This window comes from Aeromonas sp. ASNIH4, from assembly GCF_002934425.1.
Lineage (GTDB): Bacteria > Pseudomonadota > Gammaproteobacteria > Enterobacterales > Aeromonadaceae > Aeromonas > Aeromonas hydrophila.
Window position 1 is genome coordinate 4,304,538 of sequence record NZ_CP026217.1, and the last position, 24,904, is coordinate 4,329,441.

Annotated in this window: 29 protein-coding genes and 1 other RNA gene; 13 read left to right on the forward strand and 17 right to left on the reverse strand. The window is 58.7% G+C overall.

Features of this window, described 5'->3' with window-relative positions; translation table 11 throughout:
* Window positions 1-68: 68 nt before the first annotated feature.
* The 9 genes from lfhA to rsmI form a co-directional block, all read right to left on the reverse strand.
* On the reverse strand, window positions 69-2,144 hold the full coding sequence (gene lfhA / locus C2U40_RS20135) for a lateral flagellar biosynthesis protein LfhA (RefSeq protein ID WP_103827130.1): 2,076 nt from the start codon (window positions 2,142-2,144) through the stop codon (window positions 69-71).
* A 3-nt stretch (window positions 2,145-2,147) separates the two neighbouring features.
* Window positions 2,148-3,284, reverse strand: a complete 1,137-nt coding sequence (flhB, locus tag C2U40_RS20140; RefSeq protein WP_039213938.1) for a flagellar biosynthesis protein FlhB — start codon at window positions 3,282-3,284, stop codon at window positions 2,148-2,150.
* Window positions 3,281-4,063 (reverse strand): lateral flagellar biosynthetic protein LfiR, encoded by a 783-nt coding sequence (gene lfiR, locus C2U40_RS20145; RefSeq protein ID WP_017409389.1) that lies wholly within the window; start codon window positions 4,061-4,063, stop codon window positions 3,281-3,283. The genes flhB and lfiR overlap by 4 nt, the downstream gene beginning before the upstream one ends.
* Entirely contained in the window at window positions 4,060-4,329 is a 270-nt protein-coding gene (gene lfiQ / locus C2U40_RS20150; protein ID WP_017409388.1) for a lateral flagellar biosynthetic protein LfiQ, read from the reverse strand. Before lfiQ ends, lfiR begins: the two co-directional genes overlap by 4 nt.
* A gap of 1 nt (window position 4,330) precedes the next feature.
* The gene (fliP, locus tag C2U40_RS20155; protein WP_017409387.1) at window positions 4,331-5,065 is read right to left on the reverse strand and encodes a flagellar type III secretion system pore protein FliP; all 735 of its coding nucleotides are present in this window, start codon (window positions 5,063-5,065) and stop codon (window positions 4,331-4,333) included.
* Complete coding sequence (gene lfiN / locus C2U40_RS20160) at window positions 5,065-5,442, reverse strand: lateral flagellar motor switch protein LfiN (RefSeq protein ID WP_103827131.1); 378 nt, start codon at window positions 5,440-5,442, stop codon at window positions 5,065-5,067. Before lfiN ends, fliP begins: the two co-directional genes overlap by 1 nt.
* Before the next feature lie 7 nt (window positions 5,443-5,449).
* Window positions 5,450-6,325 carry a lateral flagellar motor switch protein LfiM gene (gene lfiM, locus C2U40_RS20165; RefSeq protein WP_181014726.1) on the reverse strand — a complete coding sequence of 292 codons (876 nt, stop codon included), beginning with the start codon at window positions 6,323-6,325 and terminating at the stop codon, window positions 5,450-5,452.
* A 227-nt stretch (window positions 6,326-6,552) separates the two neighbouring features.
* An RNA gene (rnpB, locus tag C2U40_RS20170) (RNase P RNA component class A) lies at window positions 6,553-6,939 on the reverse strand.
* 115 nt (window positions 6,940-7,054) lie between these two features.
* Window positions 7,055-7,888, reverse strand: coding sequence for a 16S rRNA (cytidine(1402)-2'-O)-methyltransferase (gene rsmI, locus C2U40_RS20175; protein ID WP_016352184.1), 834 nt, complete (start codon window positions 7,886-7,888; stop codon window positions 7,055-7,057).
* 199 nt (window positions 7,889-8,087) lie between these two features.
* Here rsmI and C2U40_RS20180 point away from each other — a divergent pair, with 199 nt between their 5' ends.
* The 5 genes from C2U40_RS20180 to C2U40_RS20200 all read left to right on the forward strand — a co-directional run bounded on the left by C2U40_RS20180 (window position 8,088) and on the right by C2U40_RS20200 (window position 12,699).
* Window positions 8,088-9,875 (forward strand): penicillin-binding protein activator, encoded by a 1,788-nt coding sequence (locus C2U40_RS20180; protein ID WP_233768792.1) that lies wholly within the window; start codon window positions 8,088-8,090, stop codon window positions 9,873-9,875.
* Window positions 9,796-10,188 carry a YraN family protein gene (locus tag C2U40_RS20185; RefSeq protein WP_080768849.1) on the forward strand — a complete coding sequence of 131 codons (393 nt, stop codon included), beginning with the start codon at window positions 9,796-9,798 and terminating at the stop codon, window positions 10,186-10,188. Before C2U40_RS20180 ends, C2U40_RS20185 begins: the two co-directional genes overlap by 80 nt.
* A gap of 9 nt (window positions 10,189-10,197) precedes the next feature.
* On the forward strand, window positions 10,198-10,788 hold the full coding sequence (locus tag C2U40_RS20190) for a D-sedoheptulose-7-phosphate isomerase (RefSeq protein WP_103827133.1): 591 nt from the start codon (window positions 10,198-10,200) through the stop codon (window positions 10,786-10,788).
* A 4-nt stretch (window positions 10,789-10,792) separates the two neighbouring features.
* A complete protein-coding gene (dolP, locus tag C2U40_RS20195; RefSeq protein WP_024945441.1) occupies window positions 10,793-11,371 on the forward strand; it encodes a division/outer membrane stress-associated lipid-binding lipoprotein in 579 nt (192 codons plus the stop codon).
* A 128-nt stretch (window positions 11,372-11,499) separates the two neighbouring features.
* Window positions 11,500-12,699: an ISL3 family transposase gene (locus C2U40_RS20200; protein ID WP_158656423.1), complete on the forward strand. Its 1,200-nt coding sequence runs from the start codon at window positions 11,500-11,502 to the stop codon at window positions 12,697-12,699.
* Window positions 12,700-12,732: 33 nt separating this feature from the next.
* Here the strand turns inward: C2U40_RS20200 and C2U40_RS20205 are convergent, their stop codons facing one another.
* From C2U40_RS20205 to zapE, 8 genes are all read right to left on the reverse strand, one after another.
* Window positions 12,733-13,158, reverse strand: a complete 426-nt coding sequence (locus C2U40_RS20205) for a ClpXP protease specificity-enhancing factor (protein ID WP_017409380.1) — start codon at window positions 13,156-13,158, stop codon at window positions 12,733-12,735.
* The gene (gene sspA / locus C2U40_RS20210; protein WP_011707594.1) at window positions 13,155-13,784 is read right to left on the reverse strand and encodes a stringent starvation protein SspA; all 630 of its coding nucleotides are present in this window, start codon (window positions 13,782-13,784) and stop codon (window positions 13,155-13,157) included. Before sspA ends, C2U40_RS20205 begins: the two co-directional genes overlap by 4 nt.
* Window positions 13,785-13,871: 87 nt before the next feature.
* The gene (locus tag C2U40_RS20215) at window positions 13,872-14,606 is read right to left on the reverse strand and encodes a cytochrome c1 (protein ID WP_085734751.1); all 735 of its coding nucleotides are present in this window, start codon (window positions 14,604-14,606) and stop codon (window positions 13,872-13,874) included.
* The gene (locus C2U40_RS20220) at window positions 14,603-15,820 is read right to left on the reverse strand and encodes a cytochrome b (protein WP_011707596.1); all 1,218 of its coding nucleotides are present in this window, start codon (window positions 15,818-15,820) and stop codon (window positions 14,603-14,605) included. The genes C2U40_RS20215 and C2U40_RS20220 overlap by 4 nt, the downstream gene beginning before the upstream one ends.
* Window positions 15,821-15,822: 2 nt before the next feature.
* Window positions 15,823-16,413, reverse strand: coding sequence for a ubiquinol-cytochrome c reductase iron-sulfur subunit (petA, locus tag C2U40_RS20225; protein ID WP_011707597.1), 591 nt, complete (start codon window positions 16,411-16,413; stop codon window positions 15,823-15,825).
* Window positions 16,414-16,708: 295 nt separating this feature from the next.
* Complete coding sequence (gene rpsI / locus C2U40_RS20230; protein WP_005336286.1) at window positions 16,709-17,101, reverse strand: 30S ribosomal protein S9; 393 nt, start codon at window positions 17,099-17,101, stop codon at window positions 16,709-16,711.
* Between the two features lie 15 nt (window positions 17,102-17,116).
* Window positions 17,117-17,545, reverse strand: coding sequence for a 50S ribosomal protein L13 (rplM, locus tag C2U40_RS20235; RefSeq protein ID WP_005336289.1), 429 nt, complete (start codon window positions 17,543-17,545; stop codon window positions 17,117-17,119).
* A gap of 266 nt (window positions 17,546-17,811) precedes the next feature.
* Window positions 17,812-18,906 carry a cell division protein ZapE gene (zapE, locus tag C2U40_RS20240; protein ID WP_103828905.1) on the reverse strand — a complete coding sequence of 365 codons (1,095 nt, stop codon included), beginning with the start codon at window positions 18,904-18,906 and terminating at the stop codon, window positions 17,812-17,814.
* 140 nt (window positions 18,907-19,046) lie between these two features.
* On the opposite strand from zapE, the gene C2U40_RS20245 reads away from it, so the two are divergent.
* From C2U40_RS20245 to C2U40_RS20280, 8 genes are all read left to right on the forward strand, one after another.
* On the forward strand, window positions 19,047-19,427 hold the full coding sequence (locus tag C2U40_RS20245) for a YhcB family protein (RefSeq protein ID WP_011707599.1): 381 nt from the start codon (window positions 19,047-19,049) through the stop codon (window positions 19,425-19,427).
* A gap of 81 nt (window positions 19,428-19,508) precedes the next feature.
* Window positions 19,509-20,870 (forward strand): Do family serine endopeptidase, encoded by a 1,362-nt coding sequence (locus C2U40_RS20250; protein ID WP_011707600.1) that lies wholly within the window; start codon window positions 19,509-19,511, stop codon window positions 20,868-20,870.
* A gap of 89 nt (window positions 20,871-20,959) precedes the next feature.
* Window positions 20,960-22,081: an outer membrane-stress sensor serine endopeptidase DegS gene (gene degS, locus C2U40_RS20255; RefSeq protein ID WP_011707601.1), complete on the forward strand. Its 1,122-nt coding sequence runs from the start codon at window positions 20,960-20,962 to the stop codon at window positions 22,079-22,081.
* Between the two features lie 308 nt (window positions 22,082-22,389).
* Complete coding sequence (locus C2U40_RS20260; RefSeq protein WP_103828904.1) at window positions 22,390-22,752, forward strand: transcriptional regulator; 363 nt, start codon at window positions 22,390-22,392, stop codon at window positions 22,750-22,752.
* Window positions 22,753-23,118: a glycine-rich SFCGS family protein gene (locus C2U40_RS20265; RefSeq protein WP_011707603.1), complete on the forward strand. Its 366-nt coding sequence runs from the start codon at window positions 22,753-22,755 to the stop codon at window positions 23,116-23,118. It abuts the gene before it with no gap.
* A complete protein-coding gene (locus C2U40_RS20270; RefSeq protein ID WP_029302025.1) occupies window positions 23,118-23,414 on the forward strand; it encodes a DUF4312 family protein in 297 nt (98 codons plus the stop codon). Before C2U40_RS20265 ends, C2U40_RS20270 begins: the two co-directional genes overlap by 1 nt.
* 40 nt (window positions 23,415-23,454) lie before the next feature.
* The gene (locus C2U40_RS20275) at window positions 23,455-24,231 is read left to right on the forward strand and encodes a DUF4311 domain-containing protein (protein ID WP_016352193.1); all 777 of its coding nucleotides are present in this window, start codon (window positions 23,455-23,457) and stop codon (window positions 24,229-24,231) included.
* 11 nt (window positions 24,232-24,242) lie between these two features.
* Window positions 24,243-24,893: a DUF4310 family protein gene (locus C2U40_RS20280; protein WP_011707606.1), complete on the forward strand. Its 651-nt coding sequence runs from the start codon at window positions 24,243-24,245 to the stop codon at window positions 24,891-24,893.
* Window positions 24,894-24,904 lie beyond the last annotated feature (11 nt).

Consider the following 24,904-nt stretch of genomic DNA (forward strand, 5'->3'; position numbering starts at 1 on the left):
CAATGACAATTCAAGTAGATATGCGGAATATCATCTTCCTGTCAGTTCATTAACATGGCAGTTCTGCTTCAGCCCAAGGTGCCAATAACTTCCACCCGCAAATCCTCCGGAATTTCATTATAAGAGAGCACTTTGAGGCCTTTTGAAAATGAACGGGCATAGCGTGCCATCAGGGGGCGAAGTTGAGGCATGACCACCAGCACGGGAGCATGTCCCTGCTGTTGCAATTGCTCCTTCACCAGCGGCATGTTTTGCTGCAATTGAGCCAGCAACTGGGGATCAACCGGAAAACTGTCCAACTGGATCTTGCCTTGCTGCTGGGACTGGTTCATGGCCGCCAGCAAGGTTTGCTCCAGCCGATCATCCAGCGTAAAAGTGGCCAGTACATCCCGGTTGCCGATGGCCTGTCTGACAATCTGACGCTTGAGTGCACAACGCACATCGGAGGCCAGCAGAACCGGATCCTTGGTCAACTCACTCGCATCCAGCAGGGTAGTGGCAATGGTGCGGATATCGGTCAGGCTGATCTGCTCCTTGAGCAGTTGACGAAAAACTCGCAATTGCTGCATTTGGGTCAGCGCCAGATTCAGTTCTTCCGCCAGACGAGGAGACTGGGTAGCCAGGTGCTGGCCGAGCTTGCCGACCTCGTCATGACCGAACAACCCATCCAATTGCTCCCTGAGCAGCTTGCTTGCATGGGTGGCGATGACGGTCGCAGAATCGACCACCGAATAGCCCAGGTTCAGAGCCTTGGCCTTGTTCTCAGGCGAGATCCAGACTGCACTCATGCCATAGGCCGGATCCTGTGTCAGCTCACCGTCCAGCGCACCATAGGTTTCACCACTGCTGATCGCCATCAGTCGCTGGCAATCCACGCTACCGGTCGCCAGCCCTACACCTGACAGCTTGATCCGGTATTGATCCGGCTGCAGTTGCAGGTTGTCACGTACCCGGATTTCGGGCAGCAGAAAACCATACTGTTCTGACAAGGTTTTACGAATGCCCCGCACCCGAGCCAGCAATTCAGCCCCCTTGTCGGCCTCAGCCAGTGGTACCAGCCGGTAACCCAGTTCAATGGCAACCGCATCGACCGGCAGCAAATCCTGCCACTCCAACCCCTGCGGTTCCGGTTGAACCAGCTGACGAGTCAATTCTTGCGCGGCATCCAGATCCGGTTCATTGGCCCGACGCTTGCTCACGCTCCAGCCAGCCCAGGCCAGTACGGCCGCGAAGCTGAGGAATGCCAGCATGGGCATACCGGGTACCAGACCCAGGATCAGCATGATGGCAGCCGCAGTGTAGATTACCCGAGGCGATGCCAGGATCTGCTGACCCACCTGATCAGACATCTCTCCTTCATCACTGACCCGGGTCACTATGATGGCCGCTGCAGTCGACATCAACAGGGAGGGGATCTGGGCAACCAGACCATCACCGATAGTGAGCAGTGCATAGCTCTGGAACGCTTCAGCAACAGGCAGAGAGTGCTGGAAAATACCGATGGCCAAACCGCCAACCAGGTTGATGATAAGCACCAGCAGACCGGCAATGGCGTCACCACGCACGAATTTGGACGCGCCGTCCATCGCACCGTAGAAGTCAGCTTCCCTTGCGATCTCATCACGCCTTGCTCGCGCCTGATGCTGATCCATGGTGCCGGCATTGAGATCGGCATCGATCGCCATCTGTTTGCCCGGCATGGCATCCAGGGTGAAACGCGCCGACACCTCGGAGATCCGCTCTCCCCCCTTGGTGATCACCACGAAGTTGATGATCATCAGGATCACGAAGACCACCAGACCGACAACATAGTTGCCGCCAATCACCACCTCACCAAAGGCTTGAATGACCTTGCCCGCGGCCTCATGCCCTTCATGACCATGCAGCAACACAACCCGGGTAGAAGCGACGTTCAGCGACAGTCGCATCAAGGTGGCAACCAGCAAAACGGTCGGAAACACGGAAAAATCGAGCGGTCGACGAGCCGAGACAGAAACCAGCAACACCAGCACTGCCAACACTATGTTGAATGTAAACAGAGCATCCAGCAGCCAACCCGGCAGAGGCAGGATCATCATGGCCAGAATGGCCAGGAGCATCATGGGGATCGCGGTATAGGATTTGGTCAATACACGCCAGTTCACAACTTACCTCTCAGGTTGACGTAACTCGGGCGGCACATGCAAAGGTGCAAGAGGATTGGGTTTTTTCCCCTTGCCAGCCGCATAGGCCCGTAACTGCAATACATGGTTCAGCACATAGGCGACCGCGGTATAGAGGCCTGCCGGCACCTCCTGGTCCACCCGGGTGGAGTAGTAAATGGCCCGGGTCAGCTCAGGCAGACTCATGACCATCTTGTCATGCTGCTTTGCGACCTGGCGGATACGTTCCGCCATGCCGTCGACCCCTTTGGCAATCACATAAGGTGCATTGGCCCGGGCAGGGTCATACTTGATGGCCACCGCATAATGGGTCGGGTTGACGATGATCACATCAGCCTGCGGCACACGCTGTTCAATGCGCGCCCTGGCAAGCATCCCCTGAACCTGGCGGATCTTGGCCTTTATCTCGGGTCGGCCTTCGCTATTCTTGTGCTCATCCTTGACCTCCTGCTTGGTCATGCGCAACTGCTTGTTCAACGACCAGCGCTGATAGGGCACGTCCAACACGGCAATCAGCATCTGCACGGAACCAAGCAAAATAAATGCCTGCGAAAGAATGCGCAGCGCCTGCTCCATCGCAGCCTGGGGAGGCATACGGTTCATCATCATCAGCAAGGGCCACTGGTGCTGCAACATCAAGGCCAGCGTCGAACCAATGAGCAGGATCTTGAGTACCGACTTGAGCAGTTCCATCATGCTGTGAGACGAGAACATCCGTTTAAGCCCTTTGAGCGGATTGATTTTTTCCGCACTGGGCAGGAGTTTCTTCCAGGTCAGTACCATGCCGCCCGGAACAATGCTGAGCATCACCAGCAGCAGGGCCAGAAAACCGAACAGAGGCAGCAATACCCACAACATGCTGAGCAGGGCTTCTGCCGTCCAGTGAAGCATCATCTGGGGATCCCGGGCCCCCTGCCAGTCGAAACGCTGGGGGCGTTTCATCAACTCGGCAAAGAAGTTGCCGAAGCTGGGCACCATCCATTGCATTGCTAGCCCCCCCAGCAACAGCAGCCCGGCCGAGCTCAGCTCCTTTGAGCGCGCAATTTGCCCCTCTTCCCGTGCCTTGCGCAGTTTCTGGGAGGAGGCCTCTTCGGTTTTGTCCTGAGCGCTGTTCTGACTCATGAAGGTGTCAATGCCCTGAGCTGTTCCAGCACATAGGTCACCAGATCAAGGTAACGAGCCGGCACACCGCTGATGGAAATGGCCATGGTCAGCAGGCCCAACATCAGTGTCATGGGAAAGCCCAGCGAGAAGATATTCAGGGAAGGCGCAGTTCTGTTCATCACCCCGAAGGTAAGGTTGACCATCAACATGGCAACCACGGCCGGCAGAGTCAGGATCAGGGCGGCCCCGATACTCCAGCCAAACAGACCGATGACGCCCTTCATATCCAGCAGATCGAGCGAGGAGCCGGGCGGCCAGCTCCGCAGGCTCTGCACCAGCACGTCCAGCGTCACCAGATGCCCATTCAGGCCGAGAAACAGCAATGAGCAGAAGATAAGCATCAGCTGACTGACGATGGGGGCCGTATCTCCGTTGCTGGGATCATTCATCACCGCCATCGCCAGACCCATCTGCATGGAGAGGATCTGACCGGCCATGGTCATGATCATGAACAGCATCTGGACACAAAGCCCGAACAGCAGCCCAAACAATAACTGCTCTATGGTCAGCACCAGTGCGCCCGTGCTGAAAGGATCGACCACGGGCATGCCCTTGAGCATGGGCGCCAGCAGCAGGCTGATGATGAAGGCAAGAAACAGACGAACCTGGGGCGGCAACCTGCCATCACCGAAGATGGGCATCACCCAGAAGGCGGTGGCGATCCGAATAAACGGCCACCACCACTGCCCCAACCAGGCCGTCAGGTCGGCTGCGCTGAGGGACAGCAGAGAATTCATCCGATCAATCCGGGTATCTTCAAAAACAGATCGTGGAACAGGGTAGTGATTTGGGAGAGCAGCCAGTTTCCGGTAAAGATGAGCGTCATCAGGGTTACCAAAAAACGAGGCAGAAAGCTGAGGGTCTGCTCCTGGATCTGCGTTGCGGCCTGGAACACGCTGACGATGAGGCCGATGACGAGGCCGGGAACAATCAGCACCGACACCATCACCACGACCAGGTTGACGGCACCGCCAACCAGCGCAACACTCTGCTCCGGCGTCATGTCAGCCTCCCCCGCCAAAGCTGGCCGCCAGCGTACCGACCGTCATCGACCAGCCGTCTACCAACACGAACACCATCAGCTTGAATGGCAACGAAATGATCAGAGGGGACAACATCATCATCCCCATCGCCATCAGCACGCTGGCCACCACTAGGTCGATCACCAGAAAGGGGATAAACAACATGAATCCGATCTGGAATGCCGTATTCAGCTCGCTCAGCACAAACGCCGGCAACAAGACACCAAACGGGACATCGGCCTTGCTGAGGGTGGTGGGCTCACCGGAGATCCGCAGCATCTGCTCCAGATCCGGCTCCCGGGTCTGGGCCAGCATAAAGTGACGCAGCGGTTTTTCAGCCCGGGCCAGCCCTTCCGACAAGGTAATTTCGTTCTGATCGTAGGGAACAAACGCGTTCTGATACATATCGGTCCAGACCGGACGCATGATCACCAACGTCAGGATCAGGCTGATGCCGATCAACACCCTATTAGGCGGGCTTTGCTGCAATCCCATCGCCTGCCGTAAAATTGCCAACACTATGATAATACGAGTAAAACTCGTCATCATCAGCAACAGAGTCGGCAGCAATCCCAACAGGGTCATGAAGAAAAGGATCTGCAACTTGATGTTGTAGTCCTCACCGCCACCAGCCCCTGGCAGTACTGAGAACAGCGTCATATCCGCCCCCCAGCCGGGCAGCGAAAACAGCAGCAGAGCAAACAGCAGATGGCGCATCAGTCGTCCATGCCACCCAGCAAATTGGTGTCGATCAGATCTACCAGACGCAGGCCATACTTGCCGTTGACCACGACCACTTCCCCCTTGGCAAGCAGTCGGCCGTTGACTCGAACATCCAGCGGTTCACCAGCCAACTTGTCGAGCTCGATCACGGCTCCCTCTTCAACACGCATCAAATCACCAAGAGGTACTTCGGTGCTGGCCACTTCCAATGTCACTTTGACCGGGATCTGGCGAAAAAAGGAGAGATCGCGCTGCTTGCTGCTACTGGTGGGGGACATGTAATCGGCGGCACTCGGCATGCTGATATCATCACCAAACAGTTGATCCAGTCCATCCAGGTCCAGCGGGTCGTTCATATTGTGCTCGTTCATGATGTGATTATTCCTCTACAACTGTCGCGACCTGATAGACCAGGTTGCCTTTATGTTCGGCGACTCGTCCGCTGAAACAGGAACGATTGCCAATCAGGGCCGGAACTACCTCCGGTAGATCCAGCGAGAGCACATCGCCTACCTTGAGGCACTCCAGATCGGCCAGTGTCATGGAGAGTTGCCCCATGACCACGCGCAACCGCACTGGCACATGTGTCAATGCCTGCTCCAATTCTCCATCCTGCAAATCATGTCCCACAGAGCAACCGTTACTCTCGGCAGGTGGTACCAACCAGAGCCGCCAACCGTGGGCAAAACTGCCCACGGTCAGGTTGGCCTCTGCCATCCACAACCGTGATTGCGGTAATGCATCGCGGGTAATCAGGGTCAGCTGCCAATCAAGATCGCCCAGTCCCAGACATGAAGACCAGATGTCGACCTGATATTGGCAAAGACGCAGCATCAGTCGCTGCTCGGTATCGGTCAGCCCTTTACCATGGGAGGGAGCCTCGCTCTGGTCGCGCAATGCACCACCAAAAAAGAGCACGGCCAGGCGATATATGACGGCCGGCAAGATAGAAAAATAGGCAACCCGATGCGCATCGAGTGCACTGCGAGCTTCAACCCAGATCAGACCGTCGTCATGCTCGGGGGATGCCAGCACGGTGAACTCCTGATAATTCAGTTCACAATCCGCGCTATTGAAAAGCTGGGCCATACACCCTGCCGCTTGCAGAGAAAAGGTTCCCAACAGGGCATTGATTTGTTTGAGTCGTTCCTGGTCGGCACGTTCAATACCAAGAAGATCGTAATGGGGAAGAGTTTTGCCCCGCTGTGCACAGAGCAACCGGGAAGGTGTGAGCATTACGCCGCTTGATGACATTCAAAATCCACCTTAGCCATTCTTATTTCACCTTACAGCCACGAAGGCGTCTATCAGGCCAGCCATGTGATCGGTATAGATAGTCCAGCCGACTTAGAGCGACCAGAATGGGCGAGAACTTTATTACAAAACCCTAAAAGGCGCCACGCACCAGGCTCGCAACTCCATAATAAAAATCCCGGCACCAGAAGGTGCCGGGATTGGTTGGTATTTGCATACCTTGAATAGGTCGGAGTCGGCCTGTAAGCCGGGTTCTGTACCGGGTTGCCCCGGGTAGCAATCATTCCTCTAGGCCAGCAATCGCTCGCTGGCTCAAGCAACCTACCCGCCCCCAACGCGGGCCGCGCCAATAGGGGCCTATTTGGTCTTGCTTCGGGTGGAGTTTACCGTGCCACGAACTGTTGCCAGTCGCGCGGTGCGCTCTTACCGCACCCTTTCACCCTTACCTGATCCCTTGCGGGCCATCGGCGGTTTGCTCTCTGTTGCACTGGTCGTAGGCTCACGCCCCCCAGGCGTTACCTGGCACCCTGCCCTATGAAGCCCGGACTTTCCTCCCCTCCGCCCGTCTGTCCCGAGGGACACAACGACGAAGCAGCGATTGCCCAGCCAACTCCGGGCGCGGATTATAGCCTTGTCCGGCACCTCGGGTAAACCTGCAATTGAGTTTTGACCGAGTTAATCGCACTCGAGAGAACGCCAAGGCTGGCCTCCGGCCTGCATCTGCCCGCTTCAGTAATGTTCGAGGCCGTACTTGTAGAGCGCGTTCTTTTTCACCCCGTGGATCTCGGCGGTGAGCGCCGCCGCTTTCTTCAATGGCAATTCGGCCACCAGCAGTCCCAGGGTACGGATCGCCTCGGCCGGCAGTTCCTCTTCCGTTTTATTGGCCCCCGCAACCACCAGCACGATCTCGCCGCGGCAGCGATTTTCGTCCTCACCCAGCCAGACCAGCATTTCGGAGGCTGGCAGACCGTGGATCGACTCGAAGGTCTTGGTCAGCTCGCGGCACACCACGACTTGGCGTTCGCCGAGAATGCGGGCGATTGCTTCCACCGTGTCCTGCACCCGACGCGGGGATTCGTAGAACACCAGTGAGCGGGTGTCTTCGATCACCGCCTGCAAACGGTCGTCACGGCCCTTGGCTTTTGCCGGCAAAAAGCCTTCGAAGGCAAACCGGTCGGTGGGCAGCCCGGCCGCGGAAAGCGCTGTGATGGCAGCACAGGGGCCGGGCAGCGGCACTACCTTGACCCCGGCTTCGCGACAACGGGTGACCAGGTGATAACCGGGGTCGCTGATGAGCGGGGTGCCGGCATCGGAGACCAGGGCCACGCTCTTGCCCTCTTTTATCCGGCCGATCAGCACGTCCGCCTTCTGCTGTTCGTTGTGATCGTGCAGCGCGAAGGTGGGCACCGAGATTTGATAGTGGCTGAGCAGGATGCCGGTATGGCGGGTATCCTCGGCTGCCACCAGATCGACACTGCGTAAAATGTCCAATGCACGCTGGGTAATGTCAGCCAGATTGCCGATCGGGGTGGGGACTATGTACAGGGTTGGGATGTCACTCATGGGAGCTCCGAGTGTCCCGACAATTGTGTCGCCATATTGGCCCGTTTACACTATGGAGAATTTCAACACTGGTCGGGGAATGAACTTGAACCGGGTTACAAAGCAGCTAAGTGTATCACGACTCTTCGGCATCCTACTCGCGGCAGTACTGCTTGCCGCCTGTGCGTCGGAGCCCAATCAATCAACCGGACAATCCGGCATGCCGTCGGCCTTCTCGGATCTGACCAAGAATGCCCAGTGGTATCTAGCACAGGTAGATCCGGCCAAACCAGCCGAAGCCTTCACCTGGCAGGTGATGGCGGCGCGCAGCTATCTGGCGCTCGGCCAGGCCAAGCCGGCCGCGGCCCTGTTCCAGCAACTGCAGAAGCAGGGCCAGAGCGCCGAGCAAAAGGCCCAACTGCAACTGTTGCAGGCTCACCTGCTGCTCGCCCAGGGCAACGCCAACCAGGCGCTGATCCTGCTGGAGGGCAAGCCCGAGGTGGTGCTGGATGCCGATACCCAGAAGGACTGGTATCGCCAGCGGGTGGTGCTGCAGCTGGACATCAACAACAAGTTCGGAGCCGCCAAGTCGCTGATCCTGCTGGAGCCCTATCTGGCCCAGAATGAGCTGGCCACCAATCACCAGCAAATCTGGTCACTGCTCAAAAGCATGACCCCCTCCACCCTGCAGGCACTGGAAGAGGCGCCGGCTCCCGACGTGACTACCGGCTGGCTGCGACTGGCGGCGCTGGTGAACGAGTTCGGCGCCCAGCCCAATCAGCTGGCACGCCAGCTCGCTGGCTGGAAACAGGCCTTCCCGAACCACCCGGCCCAGAAAGACATGCCGGCGGGTCTGGGCGATCTGGCGACCAGCAACATCAATACCCTGCAGCAGATCGCCGTGTTCCTGCCGCTCTCCGGCAATCTGGAGCCTCAGGGCGCCGCCATCCGCAACGGCATGCTGATGTCTTACAAAGAGAATCAGGGTCAGTTCACCCTGAACTTCTACGACACCCAGACCAAGGCGGTGGGCGAGCTCTACAAACAGGCGATTCAGGAAGGGGCCAACATGATCATCGGCCCGCTGCTCAAAGACCGGGTCGAGGAGCTGCTCAAGTCCAATCCGACCGTGCCGGTGCTGGCACTCAACGAGCTGGACAAGCCGATCGTCAATGACAACACCTTCTACTTCTCCCTCTCCGCCGCCGCCGATGCAGCGCAGGCCGCCCAGTACCTCTACGGTCAGGGCTATCGCAAGCCGCTGCTGATCGCCGCCCAGGGGCGGATCGGTTATGGCAGCATCAAGGCGTTTGAACAGGCCTGGGCCACCGTGAGCCAGGACAAGCCGGTCGTCGCCACCTTCGGCGCTCGCAACGAAGTGCAGGGCATGGTCAAGAACGCTCTGAGCGGTCGCTCCACCGCCCGGGCCGGCGAAGTGATGCAGCTTGCTGACACGGCGCCGCGCAGCATCGACGTGGTCTATGTGGTCGCCAACAGCCTGGAGACCCGGATGATCAAGCCGTATGTGGACATCTCGGTCAATCCGATGGGCAGCCTGCCGATCTACAGCAGCTCGCGCAGCTATGACAGCGCCACCACCGAAGTGGCTTCCGAGCTCAACGGCATGCATATCTCCGACATGCCGCTGCTGCTGGGCGGTTACGAGAAGCAGCGCGAACAGATCGCCCTGCTCTGGCCGCAAACCCAGGGTGACCTGCTGCGCCTGTTCGCGCTGGGCTACGATGCCGTGGCGCTGGCGGAAAACCTGCAGCAGATGCGCAAGGTCAATGCCATGCAGCAGCCGGGCATGAGCGGCCAGCTGAGCGTGGATGCCAGCGGCAACATAGTGCGGGTACTGGACTGGGCCACCTACCAGAATGGCAAGCTGGTCAGCGACAGTGCCATGCCTCAGCTCGAGGGAGCTCCCCATGAAGGGTCTATTGGCACGGATGCACCAGCAGTGGCAGAACCTGTTCCCGTCAGCACCGAGCAAGGGACAGCACTTTGAGCAGCTAGCGGAACGTTGGTTGCAGGCCCGCGGCCTGCAACCCGTGAGCCGCAACTACCGCTGCCGGGGCGGCGAGATCGATCTCATCATGCGCCAGGGGGAGACCCTGGTGTTTGTTGAGGTCCGCTACCGCGCCCAGACCAGCCATGGCGGCGCCGCCGCTTCAGTCACCCGTCGCAAGCAGCACAAGATCGTGCTGGCAGCGCGCCACTATTTCAAGCAACATGCCATCAACGAGGCCAGCCAGGCCTGCCGATTCGATGTGATCGCGTTCGAGGGCGACCAGCCAGACTGGATCCAGAACGCATTTTAAGAGGACCCCATGACTGACCGCATCAAAGAAAACTACACCGAGAGCATCCAGACCAAGATAGCCGCCGCCGAGGCGCTGCCGGATGCCATCCATACCGCAGCCCAGATGCTGACCATCTGCCTGCTCAATGGCCACAAGGTGGTGGCATGCGGCAACGGTCCTTCCGCAGCGCTGGCCCAGCTGTTCATCTCGGAATTGGTCAACTGCTACGAAACCGAGCGCCCTTCCCTGCCCGGCATGGCGCTGACCCCTGACATGGCCACCATCAGCGCCATCGCCACCGATCACGGTTTTGAAGAGGTGTATGCCAAGCAGATCCGGGCGCTCGGTCAGCCCGGCGATATCCTGGTAGTCATCACCACCACGGGCAACAGCCGCAGCCTGATCAAGGCCGCCGAGGCAGCCCTCTCCCGCGACATGACCATAGTGGTGCTGGGTGGCGGTGACGGCGGCGAGATCGCCGGTCTGCTCGGCCCCAACGACGTGGAGATCCGGGTGCCGTCGGCTCGTCGACCCCGCATTCTGGAAGTGAACCTGTTGACCCTGCACTGCCTGTGTGATCTCATCGACCAGACTCTTTTCCCGCAACAGGAAGATTGAAACCATGAACAAGCAAATGCTCCTGCTCGGCCTGCTGGCCGGCACCCTGCTGCTGCAAGGCTGCGCGGCCGTAGTGGTAGGCGGTGCCGCTGGCACCGCCAAAGCCTCCGGCGATCGCCGCACCCTGGGCGCCCAGTGGGATGATCAGGCTATCGAGCTGAAAGCGGCCAACCTGCTGGCTGACAACAAGCCGCTGAGCGCGGCCAGCAAGATCAGCGTCTACAGCAACAACGGCCGCGTGCTGCTGGTCGGCCAGACACCTTCTGACGCTTACAAGCTCGAAGCTGGCAAGATAGTGGCCCGCATCGAGGGGGTGCGCCACGTCTACAACGAATTGCGCCTCGGCCAGCCGGTCAGTATAGGGGTTCGTAGCAACGACTCCTGGATCACCTCCAAGGTGCGGGCAGACATGCTGGGTGCCAAGAATTTTGACAGTGCCAAGGTCAAGGTGGTCACCGAGAATGGCGAGGTATTCCTGATTGGCCTGGTGACCCGCCAGGAAGGGGATCATGCCGTCGAGATCGCCCGCCACGTCAGCGGCGTGAAGCGCGTGATCAAGGCCTTCGAGTTCGCCCAGAACTAGCGCTGACTACCGACGCTCGGCATAAAAAAAGGTTCTTCGCGCAAGCGTGGGGAAAGGTAAGTTGACAGACAGGGATCGGGTAAACTGGTAGTCGCCAAACAAACCGGTTCCTTCACCCTGCTGTCACTATGCATGATATTAATTTTGCCTCGTTCTGGCCAGGCTACGACGTTTCTGTCCATAGCCGCTGTGCCACACAAATTACTTTCGCTCTTGAACCTCGTTCTAACCACCTGCCTCTTTGTGGCAAGTGTCATCAGCCCTGCCCATTGGTCCACGATCGTCGCACCCGCCTAGTCCGTGACCGCGATCTGTTTGAACTGCGGGTTCGCCTGCAAGTCCCCATCCGTCGCGTTGACTGCCTGCACTGCGGCCGGGTGTCTGAACATATCGCGTGGTTGCCTCCCAGTTCACGCATCACACAACGATTGCAGAGCTGGGTTGAGGCCTTGCTTGAGTTGATGCCCATCAGTCATGTCAACCTGCTCACCGGACTGCATTGGCATACCATCAAGACCATCGACATACGCCGACTCCAAGCCAGTGTTGGCACCTTTGAACCTGGCGCTGTGCGACGGCTGGTGATGGACGAGTTCGCCCTGCATAAAGGCCATCGTTATGCCACTGTGATCATGGATGCTGAACGGACTCGTGTGTTGTGGGTGGGCCACGGTAATAGCCGGGAGGCCATTCGCCCCTTTTTCAAGCTGTTGGGCGAACAATGCCAACAGATTGAAGCCGTTGCCATGGACATGAACTCCGCCTTCGATCTGGAGGTGAAAGAGCACTGTCCGCAAGCCGAGGTGGTTTATGACTTGTTCCATGTCGTGGCGGGCTACGGTCGGAAGGTGATAGACCGTATCCGGGTGGATCAGGCCAACGCATTGCAGCATGACAAGCCAGCTCGCAAGGTGGTCAAGCAAGCGCGTTGGCTGCTGCTGCGCAATCGGGAGAACCTCAAGGAAGGGCAAGAGGTGCAATTGCAGGAACTACTGGCCGCCAATCAGCCCTTGGCCACAGCCTATGTACTCAAGGATGCCTTGAAGGAAATTTGGTACGCCCCCGACATCCGGGAAGGCTGGCGACGGTGGAGGGGCTGGACGCGGCACGCCAGGGAAAGTGGTCTGGCACCCTTGAAGGATTTTGCCAGAAACCTCCGGCGTTACATCCGAGGCATCTTAGCGAGCGCCCTCTTTCCAATGCACACCAGCCAGTTGGAGGGGGTGAATAATCGAATCAAGGTGATAAAACGCATGGCCTATGGGTTTCGGGACTCAGAATACTTTTTCCTGAAAATCAAGGCCGCCTTCCCCGGAAAGACGCGATGAACCTAAAAAAACGCAGCCAGCTGGCTGCGTTTTTTATTTGATGACCTTCAGGGTCGGACGACCGCTCGGACGCGGCGGTTCCGGCTCGGGTTCCACCGGTGCTTCGGCTTGCTCCAGCCAGAGGTCATAACCCGGCTCAGGCGGGAACAGGGTTCCCACGCCGTTTTCCCGGGCATGGATGGCCAATACGGCCGCCATCGGGATGTAAACCTGCTGGGAGACACCACCAAAACGGGCGCTGAAGCTGATGGCTTCATTGTCCATGTGGAACTGCCCTACCGCACGGGGGGCGATGTTCAGCACTATCTGTCCATCCTGGACAAACTGCATCGGCACCATCACATGAGGGATGTTGACGTTGACCACCAGATGCGGGGTCAGGTCATTGTCCAGCAACCAGTCGAAGAACGCCCGCAGCAGGTACGGGCGACTGGGTGTCATTGTCGGTTCCATGCTCATACGCCGGCACGGATCTCGCGCTCGGCTTCAGTCAGGGAAGCCTGGAAAGACTCGCGCTCGAACAGACGAACCATGTAGGCCTTCAGCTCTTTGGCGCCACGACCGGTGAAGTCGATACCGAGGCTCGGCAGACGCCACAGCAGCGGGGCCATGTAGCAGTCGACCAGGCCAAACTCTTCGCTCATGAAATAGGGCATTTCACCGAAGATCGGCGCGATGGCCAGCAGGTTGTCCCGCAGTTCGGCACGCGCCGCATCCACGTCAGTACCCGCCATGATCTTGTCGGCCAGAGAATACCAGTCCAGCTCGATACGATGCATCATCAGACGGCTGTTGCCGCGGGCCACAGGGTAGACCGGCATCAGGGGCGGGTGCGGGAAGCGCTCGTCCAGATACTCCATGATGATGCGTGAGGTGTACAACGCCAGCTCGCGATCGACCAGGGTCGGTACGGTGTTGTAGGGGTTCAGCTCGGCCAGCTCATCCGGCAGGTTGCTTGGGTCAACCTGGCAGATATCTACGCTAACACCCTTCTCCGCCAGGACAATGCGCACCTGATGGCTGAACATATCGTTGGCACCGGAAAACAGCGTCATTACCGAACGCTTATTGGCAGCTACAGCCATTGAACCCTCCCGTCATTAAAAAGCAGAAACGGCAATGAAGCCTCTTGGTCTTCATTGCCGTGCATTATATTACCCGGATCTGGTCGCTTAGTGAACGTCGCGCCAGAATTCCTTCTTCAACAGCACAGTGAAGATGAAGAAGATCACGATGAAGCCAAGTACCCAGAAGCCCATGCGTTCGCGCTCCTGTTGTACCGGTTCAGCCGAGTAGACCAAGAAGTTTACCAGATCCAGTACCGTCTGATCATACTCTTCGTTATTCATTTCACCGTTGCCGTCAGATTTGACACTGACAACCTGCTGTACTTCCACTCCGTCGACGGTGTGGGTCGCGAACTCGGCGCGGGGCGTGCCTTGCAGCGGCTCCAGTACATGGGGCATGCCCACGGACGGGAATACCACGTTGTTCACGCCAAACGGACGGGTCTCATCCACGTAGAAGGAGCGCAGGTAGGTGTAAATCCAGTCGGCACCACGTACCCGGGCAACCAGCGTCAGATCGGGGGGCGGGGCGCCAAACCATTTGGCCGCATCTTTGTCCGGCACCGAGTTTTCCATCAGATCGCCGATCTTGGCACCATTGACGATCAGGTTGGCCGCCATCAGATCTTCCGGAATACCGATGTCTGCCGCCACCCGGTTGTAACGCTGGTACTGGGTGCTGTGACAGCCAAAGCAGTAGTTCATGAAGGTGGCCGCACCACGCTGCAACGACGCCTTGTCGTTCAGGTCATAGTTGGCCTTGTCCAGGTGCACAACCCCGGTGTTGGCAAACACCAGCGACGGCAGCAGGGTCAGCACTGCAAAAATTATTCTTTTCATTTAAATGTCACCCTCTCCGGCAGCGGCTTGGTGCTTTCATTCTTGCTGTAGAAGAACAACAGGACGAAGAACCCGAAATAACCCAGGGTACAGATCTGGGCGATCAGCGTCAGGGTCGGAGTCGATGGCAAGACGCCGAGCACCCCGAGAATGATGAAGCAGACCACGAACTGGGCGATGTTCAGTTTGTGCAGGGTACTGCGATAGCGCACCGAACGAACCTTGCAGCGATCCAGCCAGGGCAGCAGGAACAGCACCACGATGGAGAGCCCCATCATGATGACGCCCAGCAGCTTGTCAGGCACCGCCCGCAAGATGGCGTAGAAGGGGGTGAAATACCAGACCGGGGCAATGTGCGCCGGGGTCTTCAGACCATTGGCCACTTCAAAGTTCGGCTTCTCGAGGAAATAACCCCACATGTCCGGCTTGAAGAAGATGATGGCGCAGAACAGGAACAGGAAGCCTGCAACGCCGATCATGTCCTTGACCGTGAAGTAAGGATGGAATGCCACCGCATCCAGCGGCCAGCCGTTCTCGTCCTTGTGCTTCTTGATGTCGATACCGTCCGGGTTGTTGGAACCCACTTCGTGCAACGCCAGGATATGCATGGCCACCAGCATCACCAGTACCAGCGGCAGGGCGATGACGTGCAGCGCGAAGAAGCGGTTCAGGGTAGCCCCGGAGATGACGTAGTCACCGCGGATCCACAAGGTCAGATCGTCACCGATGACCGGAATGGCGCCAAACAGCGAGATGATGACCTGGGCCCCCCAGAACGACATCTGGCCCCACGGCAGCAAATAACCCATGAAGGCTTCCGCCATCAGGCAGAGGAAGATCAGCATGCCAAAGATCCACAGCAGCTCGCGCGGCTTCTGGTAGGAGCCGTAGATCATACCGCGGAACATGTGCAGATAGACAACGATGAAGAACGCAGACGCGCCGGTGGAGTGCATGTAGCGCAGCAACCAGCCGTAGTCCACATCCCGCATGATGTACTCCACGGAGGCGAAGGCACCTTCGGCGGAGGGGTTGTAGTTCATGGTCAGCCAGATACCCGTGATGATCTGGTTGACCAGCACCAGCATGGCGAGCGAGCCAAAGAAGTACCAGAAGTTCAGGTTCTTGGGCGCCGGATACTTGGCCATGTGGTCGTTGTACATGGCAGTGAGCGGAAAGCGGTAGTCAATCCAGCCCATCAGTTTGGCAAACATGGTCAGGCCTCCTTGCCATCGGCACCGACCAGGATGGTGGTGTCGCTAAGATATTTGTACGGCGGAATGACCAGGTTCAAGGGTGCGGGCACCCCCTGGAACACTCGACCAGCCATGTCGAACTTGGAGCCATGACAGGGGCAGAAGAAGCCTGAGGTCACGCCCTGCACCTGCTCGCCAAAGCTGTCCGGCAGATAGGAGGGGGAGCAGCCCAGATGAGTGCAGATACCGACTGCCACGAAGATCTCCGGCTTGATGGACCTGTAACCGTTGTGGGCATAGTCGGGTTGCTGGGGCTCGTCGGAAGCCGGATCGCGCAACTTGTCGTCGTGCGCGGCCAGGGCATCCAGCGTCTGCTTGGTGCGTTTCACCACCCAGACCGGCTTGCCTCGCCACTCAACACGGATGAGCTGGCCTGGTTCCAACTTACTGATATCCACTTCGACCGGAGCACCCGCCGCTTTGGCTTTGGCACTCGGGTTCCATGACTTAATAAACGGCACTGCGGTAAAAGCAGCTCCTACCCCACCAACGGCGACCGTTGACCAGGTAAGAAATCTGCGGCGACCGGTATCAACTGGCGCATTGCTCATCCAAAAACTCTCCCATGTGGACTCCGCACATTCTTATTGTGTCCCTGTTCCCCTTTCTTCCGTGACAACAGCGGCGGAAGCGGAGTTACAATTGTCACAGAAAAACCGAGGGAATTTTAAAGAAAAGATAACAACTTGACAAGAAAGAGAAGCGAAGGTCAAAAACAATAAATACACAATTTTTTGTCTTTTGTGACGTGGTGTTAGCAATGCCGTTGGTAATATTACCAATAAAAAAAGCCTGGCACATGGCCAGGCTTTTTTGACACTCGCGAGAGTGCGTACCAAAAGCGAATTAACGCTTGGAGTACTGCGGACGCTTACGAGCTTTGTGCAGACCGACTTTCTTACGCTCAACCTTACGGGCATCGCGAGTAACAAAGCCTGCTTTACGCAGTTCGGAACGCAGGGTTTCATCGTACTGCATCAGAGCACGAGTGATACCGTGGCGGATCGCACCAGCTTGACCGGAAATGCCACCACCGTTAACGGTGATGTACAGGTCCAGTTTCTCGGTCATCTCAACCAGTTCCAGCGGCTGACGAACTACCATGCGGGCAGTCGGACGGCCGAAGTACTGCTCCAGGGAGCGCTGGTTGATTACGATTTTACCGCTACCCGCTTTGATAAATACGCGAGCAGTGGAGCTTTTGCGACGGCCGGTACCGTAGTATTGATTTTCTGCCATTGTTGCCAGTTCCCGTTAGATATCCAGTACTTGAGGTTGCTGAGCAGCATGAGCGTGCTCGGCGCCTGCGTAAACTTTCAGCTTACGGAACATGGCACGGCCCAGCGGACCCTTCGGCAGCATGCCTTTGACGGCAGCTTCGATTACCATTTCCGGTTTACGCTGAATCAGCTTGTCGAAGCTGATGGACTTGATACCACCCGGGAAACCGGAGTGAGCATGGTACATTTTGTCGGTAAATTTCTTACCGGTTACGTGTACCTTCTCAGCGTTTACAACGATGATGTAATCACCGGTGTCAACGTGCGGAGTGTACTCAGCTTTGTGCTTACCACGCAGACGAGCAGCGATCTCGGTTGCGATACGACCCAGAGTTTTACCTTCTGCGTCCACAATGTACCAGTCACGTTTTACGGTTTCTGGCTTGGCAACGAAAGTTTTCATTAAGTTAAACCCAATTACCTGTTACAGACCCAATTGCTTATGGGGGCTCTCCCACAAACAACAAACGATGGCCTACCTGTACCCCTTCGAATACAAGTAAAGCTTAAAGTGTTGCTGTCTTATCGACAGCTGTAACGTGGGCCAGGCGATTATAAGTGAAGTTGCCTTAAATATCACCTGCTAATTTCACTGCCATGAAGCTAGCAAATGTCGCCCGGCCCTACCTGCCGCAGATGCCCATCCGACTGGCAGGCGCGGTATTGTGACTAAGGAAGGTGCACTCTGGCAAGGTATTCGTGCGATTGCATTTCCTGAAGCCGTGAAAGACAACGTTTGAACTCGAAATTCAGCAGCCCGTTGCCATAGAGTTCCTGCATGGGCACCGCCGCCGATATGATCAGCTTGACGTGCCGCTCATAGAACTCGTCCACCATGGCGATGAAGCGGCGCGCCGCGTCATCCGTGCCCGCCCCCATTGGCTGCACATTGGCCAGCAGGACGGTGTGAAACAGCCGGGCCAGCTCGATGTAATCGCCCTGTGAGCGGGGAGTACAGCAAAGTTGCTCAAACTCCATATAGAGCACACCTTCGCCCATCCCCAGCGACGCCAGTTGACGGTGATTGATCTCGACACTGCCCGCCCGAGCCTTTTCCAGCCCGGTTAACTGCCGAAAATAACGATCCAGATTGGATTTTGCCTGCTGATCCAGTGGGAAGTGATAAATCTCCGCCTGCTCCAGCGTGCGCAAGCGATAATCGGTGCCGCCGTCCACGTTAAGTATCTCGCAATGGCGCTCGATGAGTGCAATCGCCGGTAGAAAACGGGCGCGCTGCAACCCATTTCGATACAAGTCCTGCGGCGGTATGTTCGAGGTCGCCACCAGCACCACCCCGTGGCCGAACAACTCCTGGAACAGGGTTCCCAACAGCATGGCGTCGGTGATGTCGGAGACGAAAAATTCGTCGAAGCAGATGATGTCGGTCTCGCCGGCCAGCTTGCTGGCGATCAACTTGAGCGGATCGGCCTGACCGGTCAGCCCCTTGAGCTCATCGTGCACCCGGTGCATGAAACGGTGGAAGTGAAAGCGCAGCTTGCGCTCTCCCGGCAGGCTGTCGAAAAAAGTATCCATCAGCCAGGTCTTGCCTCTGCCCACTCCGCCCCACATATATAGACCCAGGATGGGCGCGCGGGGTTTCGGCTTTTGCAGCCAACCCAGCAGGCCGCGGGATCTGGTCGGAGTCGGGGTTTGGCATAAATCCTGATAGAGTCGCTCCAGACGGGCCACTGCCATCGCCTGGGCGGGGTCGGCCACGAAGCCGGGGCGCTGCAAATCCTGCTGATACTTTTGCTGCGGGGTCATCCTGTCGATTGCCTTCAAGTCCCTGAATGAAGGACAAAATGGTATCACGCTCTCGGGGTGCACGGTATAGTGCCATCAAGGCGTAGCGGCCGCTTTGGCCGCATCAACCCACATTGATTTAGCTGTAACAAGGAGCATCTATGAGTCTGTTAAACGGGATCCTGCTGGCTGTCGCCGCCTTGATTATCGGTGTCATCATCGGCCGCTTCACAGTGCGCAGCCGGGATGCCGGCCGTCTGGAACAAGAACTGAAGAAGGCTCACAAGGAACTGGAAAGCTACCAGGGCCAGATCAATACCCACTTCGCCGACAGCGCCGCCCTGATGGAGCAGCTGGCCGAGCAGTACCAGACCCTTTATCGCCATATGGCGGAGCAGAGCAAGTTCCTGGCCAAGGCTCAGGAGCCGCTGTTCCGTGAAACCCTGCTCGACGAGAGCAGCGATGTCCCGGCCAATGAAGAACCGGGCGTACCACCCCGTGACTATGCAGGGGCCTCCGGTCTGCTCAAGCAGTCCAGTTAGTTCCCTGCGGAACTAATTGCGCGGTAGCGTGGTCAGACCTTGACGATTGCATTGCAACTTTTTCTGGGAGCTGTTTTTCATATGCGTAAACCTCTTTCTGTGCTCAGTGTGTTAGCCCTCAGTGTCGGTATCGCCATGTCTGCGGCCCCTGTACAGGCTGCACTGCCCTCTCTGCTGGCGAACAATCAGGAGATGCCGAGCCTTGCGCCGGTACTCGAACAAGTCACTCCTGCCGTGGTCAACATTTCAGTCTCCGGCAAGAAGATCACCCGCCAGCGTCTGCCGGAACAGTTCCGTTTCTTCTTCGGTCCCAACATGCCCGACGAACAGGTGAGCGAGCAACCCTTCCAGGCGCTCGGCTCCGGCGTCATCATCGATGCCAAGAAGGGCTACGTGATCACCAACGCCCACGTGGTGCACGAGGCGGACGAGATCAAGGTCAACCTGAAGGATGGCCGTGAATACGCCGCCAAGAAGATCGGCGAGGACAAGCAGTCCGACATCGCGCTGCTGCAAATCAAGGCCGAGGATCTGGTACAGATCAAGTTTGCCGACTCCGACGAACTGCGGGTCGGTGACTATGCGCTGGCCATCGGCAACCCGTTCGGCCTCGGCCAGACCGTCACCTCCGGCATCGTCAGTGCGCTTGGCCGCAGCGGCCTCAACATCGAAAATCTGGAAAACTTCATCCAGACCGATGCCGCCATCAACTCCGGCAACTCAGGTGGCGCCCTGCTCAACCTGCGCGGCGAGCTGATCGGCATCAACACCGCCATCCTGGGCCCGAACGGCGGCAATATCGGCATCGGCTTCGCCATTCCGTCCAACATGGTGCGCGACCTGTCCGAGCAGATCGTGAAATACGGTGAAGTACGCCGCGGCCAGCTGGGTATCACCGGCACCGAGCTCACCTCCGAAATCGCCAAGACCTTCGGCTACAACAAGAAGGATGGCGCCTTCGTCAACCAGGTCATGCCTGACTCCGCCGCCGCCAAGGCGGGCATCAAGGCTGGCGACATCATCATCAGCATCGATGGCAAGGCCATCCGCTCGTTTGGTGAACTGCGCGCCAAGATCGCCACCATGGGGGCTGACAAGCAGGTTGCCCTTGGCCTCATCCGCGATGGCAAGGAGCAGACCGTCAAGGTCACGCTGAAGAAGGCGGATGACAGCGAGATCCTGGCCAGCGCCCTGCACCCGGCACTGGAAGGGGCCAAGCTGAGCACCACCGCCGAGCCGGTGACCGGCGTGGCCGTGGCCGACATTGATCCGCGCTCGCCTGCCGCCGCTTCCGGCCTGCAGAAGGGTGACATCATCATCGGGGTCAACCGCCTGCGCATCAACTCGCTGGAAGAGCTGAGCAAGGCGTTGAAGAACAAGCCGGATGTGCTGGCGCTGAACATCCAGCGCGGGGAATCCTCCCTCTATCTGGTGATCCGTTAACTCCCTCTCACCCGCGGCCCTCGCCGCGGGTGATTTTTATCCACCGATAGTGTTATTCTCTGCGCGCTGTATGTACGGATGAGAATGACATGAAAATCCCCCCTCTAGTCAGTTACTTGGGCAAGTCTGTCGGCTTCGGTCTCACCGTGGCGGCTCTTCTGTTGCTGCTGTTTCCCAATTTCCGTGGCGGGGCCCAGCTGCCCGGCCTCATCACCAATGCCCGTGAACTGAGTTTCTCCTACGCCGCCCACCGCGCCGGGCCGGCGGTCGTCAACATCTATACCCGCAGCTTCGCCCGCAATCAGGGCAATCAGGCCGAACTCAGGCCACAGGGGCTCGGCTCCGGCGTCATCATGAGCCAGCGTGGCCACGTGCTGACCAACTATCACGTCATCGCCGATGCGGACCAGATCATCGTCGCGCTGCAGGATGGGCGGGTATTCAGCGCCGAGCTGGTCGGCTCCGATCAGCTGACCGATCTGGCGGTGCTCTACATCGAGTCGGACAATCTGCCGGTGATCCCGCAGGATCCGGAGCGCCTGCCCGACGTGGGCGACGTGGTGCTCGCCATCGGCAACCCCTACAACGTCGGCCAGACCATCACTCAGGGCATCATCAGCGCCACCGGCCGCATCGGCCTCTCCAGCATGGGCCCGGACAGCAACGGCCGGCAGGATCTGCTGCAGACCGACGCCGCCATCAACGAGGGCAACTCGGGGGGCGCCCTGGTCAATGCCCGCGGCGATCTGGTGGGCATCAACACCGCCGCCTACCACCTCAACGGCAACCAGGAGAGCTACGGCATCAGCTTCGCCATCCCCTACAAGCTGGCCAAACGCATCATGGATGAGCTGATCGCCAACGGTCGGGTGATCCGCGGCTACCTCGGCATCTCCAGCGTCGAGATCAACCCCATCGTCGCCCGCATGATGAACCTGGGCGATCTGCGCGGCCTGGTGGTGGAGAGCCTGGATCCCAACGGTCCGGCCACCAGAGGCGGGTTGAAGCGAGGCGACGTGCTGCTCAAGATCAACGGCGAGGCCATCAGCGGCGTACGTACCGCCATGGACAAGATCGTCGAGAGCCGGCCGGGCACCAAGCTCACCATCTCGGTGATCCGTGACGGCAAGCCGCTGGAGGTGGAGGTCACCATCGAAGAGGATCTGCGCTACCAGAACCGGGCCAGCGCGAGCGCCGCCACCGCCAGCTGATCCCGCCAATATCCTTCGACAGGGGCGGTCAACCGCCCCTGTTTGCTTTCCACGCACTCCCCCATCCGTGAGGCGACTCACAGTTTCCAGCAAGCCTTGTCGGCCCGGCCCGACGGGCCAAGTGCGCCCTCGATCACACAAAGTCGGCCCCGATAGCAGCCCTTTGCCCCTCCACTCCACAAAAATCACCGTTTTCAGCCCAGGCGTGCGGGAATTTCCGCTTCGAATCGGAAAAACAGTGCCTCCTCTCTCCTCTACTGCCGTCTTAGGGTAACGCTATCCCTTCTGCCAGCCTTGGAGAGCAGACCTTGCACACAGAGACCCATGACCAGAACCAGACCCCGGACAGCCCGGCGTTGCTGCGCCAGACCGACCACACGCTGGCGCGCATCCACACCCTGCTCGGCGAGCAGGGCATCCGCCCCAACGAGGTACAGCGGCAGATGCTGGCCTCCCACGTCAAAGCCATGGTGTGGCGCTCCTACAGAGGTGAATCGCTGCCGGAGGTCGATCTCAGCCTGTTCGAGGAGATCTCCCCCCTCTCCCTGCGCCTGGCCGAACAGGTCGTCGCCTGGCTGGACAAGCTGGCCTATGAAGAGGCCCATCTGCTGTCCGTCCATTTCGAAGTTGCCAAAGAAAACGAACTCAGCTCAGTGAAAGGAGAAAGCTAAATGACAGCCATCAAACTCGTGATCGGTGATCGACTCGGCAAGGGCCAGAAAGTGGGGGCAGGCGCAGAAACCGCCGGCGCCAGCGTGACCATCATCCCCGGCATGGCCGCCGACATGAAGCTCGGTGACGTGATGAACAAGGAGCAGGCGGATCTCGGCATCTCCTTCTGCGGCAGCGGCGGCGCCGGTGCCATCACGGCCCAGACCAAGTACGGCTACAAGTGCCGCTACGGCATGCGCTCCATCGAAGAGGGCGTGACCGCCATCAACGAAGGCTGCGTGGTGCTGGGCTTCGGCTTCATGGACAAGGAAGAGCTGGGTCAGAAGCTGATCGAAGCCTTCGCCAAGAAACACGGACGCGCCTGATGAAAGAGGACTTCACCACCCAGGTCATGGTCAGCGGCAAGGGGCCGACTCGCCAGCAGGCGTTCGCCGCCGCCCTCAGCCAGGTGCAGCCAACGCTGCTCAAGGACAACCCGCGGGTGATGCTGCGCATTGAGCCGCTTGAGGTGCAGGTGCTCAAGGCCGAAGAGTCGGTCCGGGTGGAGAAGTTCCTGTTCTTCTTCCTGCCGCGCCAGCGCCGCGAATTCCGGGTCCAGCTGGCGATCACGGTCAAGGTCACCAGCCTGGATGCCGAACAAGTGGCGTTCACCCTGGTGTGACGCCGCCCGCGGGTACCACCCCACAAGAAGGATACGTTGGATGTTTCTAATCATATTTATCAAGTCACTCATCATCGGCGGCCTGGTGGGCGTCGGGGTGGGGGCCGGCGCGGCACGGATGTTCCACGCGCCGACCGTGCAGGGCATGGGAGCCTTCCGTACTCTGGGTGAGCTCAACTCCTGCGAAGGGGACCCCGCCTCCCACTTCTCGTTCGGTCTTGGCTTCTTCTTCAACGCCTGGGCTTCCACCGTGGCAGCCGGCGCCTTCACCCAGGATGTGGACCACCGCATCATTCCGCACTGGGCCACGGCGGCACTGCTGTTCAAGAACCGGGATCTCGCCACCACCCTGCACGACCCGAAGAAGATGGCCATTGCCGGCGGCATCATAGGTGCCATCGTGGTCGCCTTCCTCAACAGCACGGCCGCCGCCGTACCGGCCGCATTGCAGGTCACCGCGGTCAAGGTGCTGGTACCGGCTGCCAACCTGCTGGTCAACACCGTCATGCCGGTGATCTTCTGGCTGGCCGCCATTGAGGCGGGCAAGAAGTCCGGTTTCTGGGCCACCATCTTCGGCGGTCTGGCCCAGCTCATCATGGGCAACGCGGTACCGGGCCTGGTGCTTGGCATCCTGATCGGCAAGGGCGTGGAAGAGAGCGGCTGGAACCATGTCACCAAGGTGATGATGGCAGCCATCGTCCTGCTGTTCGTGCTGAGCGGCTTCTTCCGCGGCTTCGACATGAAACTCATCGAGTCCTTCCATCTGGGTGTTCCCCTGTGGCTGGAAAACGTCCATAACCTGCTGAGCGGTAAATAAGGGGTCACACCGTGGATGAGAAACTGAAAAACAACTTCTGGTACGCCGACTGGTCCTTCCCCATCTTTGTCGGCCTGCTCTCGGCCGGGGTCTTTGCCGGTACCCACATGTTCTACCTGTACGGGGTCGGCGCCTTCAACGAGGTGGCCTTCGTCGCCATGCTCAAGGCCGGCATGGACACCGGTGCCTATGGCGCGGTGGCAGCCTTCGGCGCCAGTTTCCTGTTTGCCCGCATCATCGAGGGTTCCCTGGTGGGGATCCTGGATATCGGCGGTGCCATCCAAACCGGGGTAGGCCTCGGCGTGCCTGCCCTGCTGCTGGGGGCCGGCATCGTCTATCCGGTGGAGAACTTCGGTGCCTCGCTGGCGACCGGTATGGGGATTGGTCTGGCCATCGGCTACGTGATCATCCTGGCGCGCAAGTTCACCATCAACCAGAGCAACTCCACCTACGGCGCAGACGTCATGATGGGGGCTGGCAACAGCTCGGGCCGCTTCCTCGGCCCGCTCATCATCCTCTCCGCCATGGGCGCCTCGATCCCGATCGGTATCGGTTCCCTGCTGGGTGCGCTGCTGTTCTACGTGTGGGGCAAGCCCATCACCGGCGGCGCCATCCTGGGGGCCATGCTGCTCGGTACCTTCTTCCCGGTTGCGCTTGCATAACCATCCGCCGC

Bases quoted from the DNA above. Each gene is read 5' to 3' on its own strand.
- lfiM (WP_181014726.1), bottom strand. From the start codon at position 6,325: ATGTCATCAAGCGGCGTAATGCTCACACCTTCCCGGTTGCTCTGTGCA.
- lfiR (WP_017409389.1), bottom strand. From the start codon at position 4,063: ATGAATTCTCTGCTGTCCCTCAGCGCAGCCGACCTGACGGCCTGGTTG.
- C2U40_RS20265 (WP_011707603.1), top strand. From the start codon at position 22,753: ATGACAGCCATCAAACTCGTGATCGGTGATCGACTCGGCAAGGGCCAG.
- zapE (WP_103828905.1), bottom strand. From the start codon at position 18,906: ATGACCCCGCAGCAAAAGTATCAGCAGGATTTGCAGCGCCCCGGCTTC.
- lfiN (WP_103827131.1), bottom strand. From the start codon at position 5,442: ATGAACGAGCACAATATGAACGACCCGCTGGACCTGGATGGACTGGAT.
- C2U40_RS20190 (WP_103827133.1), top strand. From the start codon at position 10,198: ATGACTGACCGCATCAAAGAAAACTACACCGAGAGCATCCAGACCAAG.
- sspA (WP_011707594.1), bottom strand. From the start codon at position 13,784: ATGGCTGTAGCTGCCAATAAGCGTTCGGTAATGACGCTGTTTTCCGGT.
- C2U40_RS20275 (WP_016352193.1), top strand. From the start codon at position 23,455: ATGTTTCTAATCATATTTATCAAGTCACTCATCATCGGCGGCCTGGTG.
- lfiQ (WP_017409388.1), bottom strand. From the start codon at position 4,329: ATGACGCCGGAGCAGAGTGTTGCGCTGGTTGGCGGTGCCGTCAACCTG.
- degS (WP_011707601.1), top strand. From the start codon at position 20,960: ATGAAAATCCCCCCTCTAGTCAGTTACTTGGGCAAGTCTGTCGGCTTC.
- rsmI (WP_016352184.1), bottom strand. From the start codon at position 7,888: ATGAGTGACATCCCAACCCTGTACATAGTCCCCACCCCGATCGGCAAT.
- flhB (WP_039213938.1), bottom strand. From the start codon at position 3,284: ATGAGTCAGAACAGCGCTCAGGACAAAACCGAAGAGGCCTCCTCCCAG.
- fliP (WP_017409387.1), bottom strand. From the start codon at position 5,065: ATGCGCCATCTGCTGTTTGCTCTGCTGCTGTTTTCGCTGCCCGGCTGG.
- C2U40_RS20205 (WP_017409380.1), bottom strand. From the start codon at position 13,158: ATGAGCATGGAACCGACAATGACACCCAGTCGCCCGTACCTGCTGCGG.
- C2U40_RS20220 (WP_011707596.1), bottom strand. From the start codon at position 15,820: ATGTTTGCCAAACTGATGGGCTGGATTGACTACCGCTTTCCGCTCACT.
- C2U40_RS20270 (WP_029302025.1), top strand. From the start codon at position 23,118: ATGAAAGAGGACTTCACCACCCAGGTCATGGTCAGCGGCAAGGGGCCG.
- C2U40_RS20250 (WP_011707600.1), top strand. From the start codon at position 19,509: ATGCGTAAACCTCTTTCTGTGCTCAGTGTGTTAGCCCTCAGTGTCGGT.
- C2U40_RS20215 (WP_085734751.1), bottom strand. From the start codon at position 14,606: ATGAAAAGAATAATTTTTGCAGTGCTGACCCTGCTGCCGTCGCTGGTG.
- C2U40_RS20185 (WP_080768849.1), top strand. From the start codon at position 9,796: ATGAAGGGTCTATTGGCACGGATGCACCAGCAGTGGCAGAACCTGTTC.
- rplM (WP_005336289.1), bottom strand. From the start codon at position 17,545: ATGAAAACTTTCGTTGCCAAGCCAGAAACCGTAAAACGTGACTGGTAC.
- dolP (WP_024945441.1), top strand. From the start codon at position 10,793: ATGAACAAGCAAATGCTCCTGCTCGGCCTGCTGGCCGGCACCCTGCTG.
- C2U40_RS20245 (WP_011707599.1), top strand. From the start codon at position 19,047: ATGAGTCTGTTAAACGGGATCCTGCTGGCTGTCGCCGCCTTGATTATC.
- rpsI (WP_005336286.1), bottom strand. From the start codon at position 17,101: ATGGCAGAAAATCAATACTACGGTACCGGCCGTCGCAAAAGCTCCACT.
- petA (WP_011707597.1), bottom strand. From the start codon at position 16,413: ATGAGCAATGCGCCAGTTGATACCGGTCGCCGCAGATTTCTTACCTGG.
- C2U40_RS20180 (WP_233768792.1), top strand. From the start codon at position 8,088: ATGCCGTCGGCCTTCTCGGATCTGACCAAGAATGCCCAGTGGTATCTA.
- C2U40_RS20200 (WP_158656423.1), top strand. From the start codon at position 11,500: ATGCATGATATTAATTTTGCCTCGTTCTGGCCAGGCTACGACGTTTCT.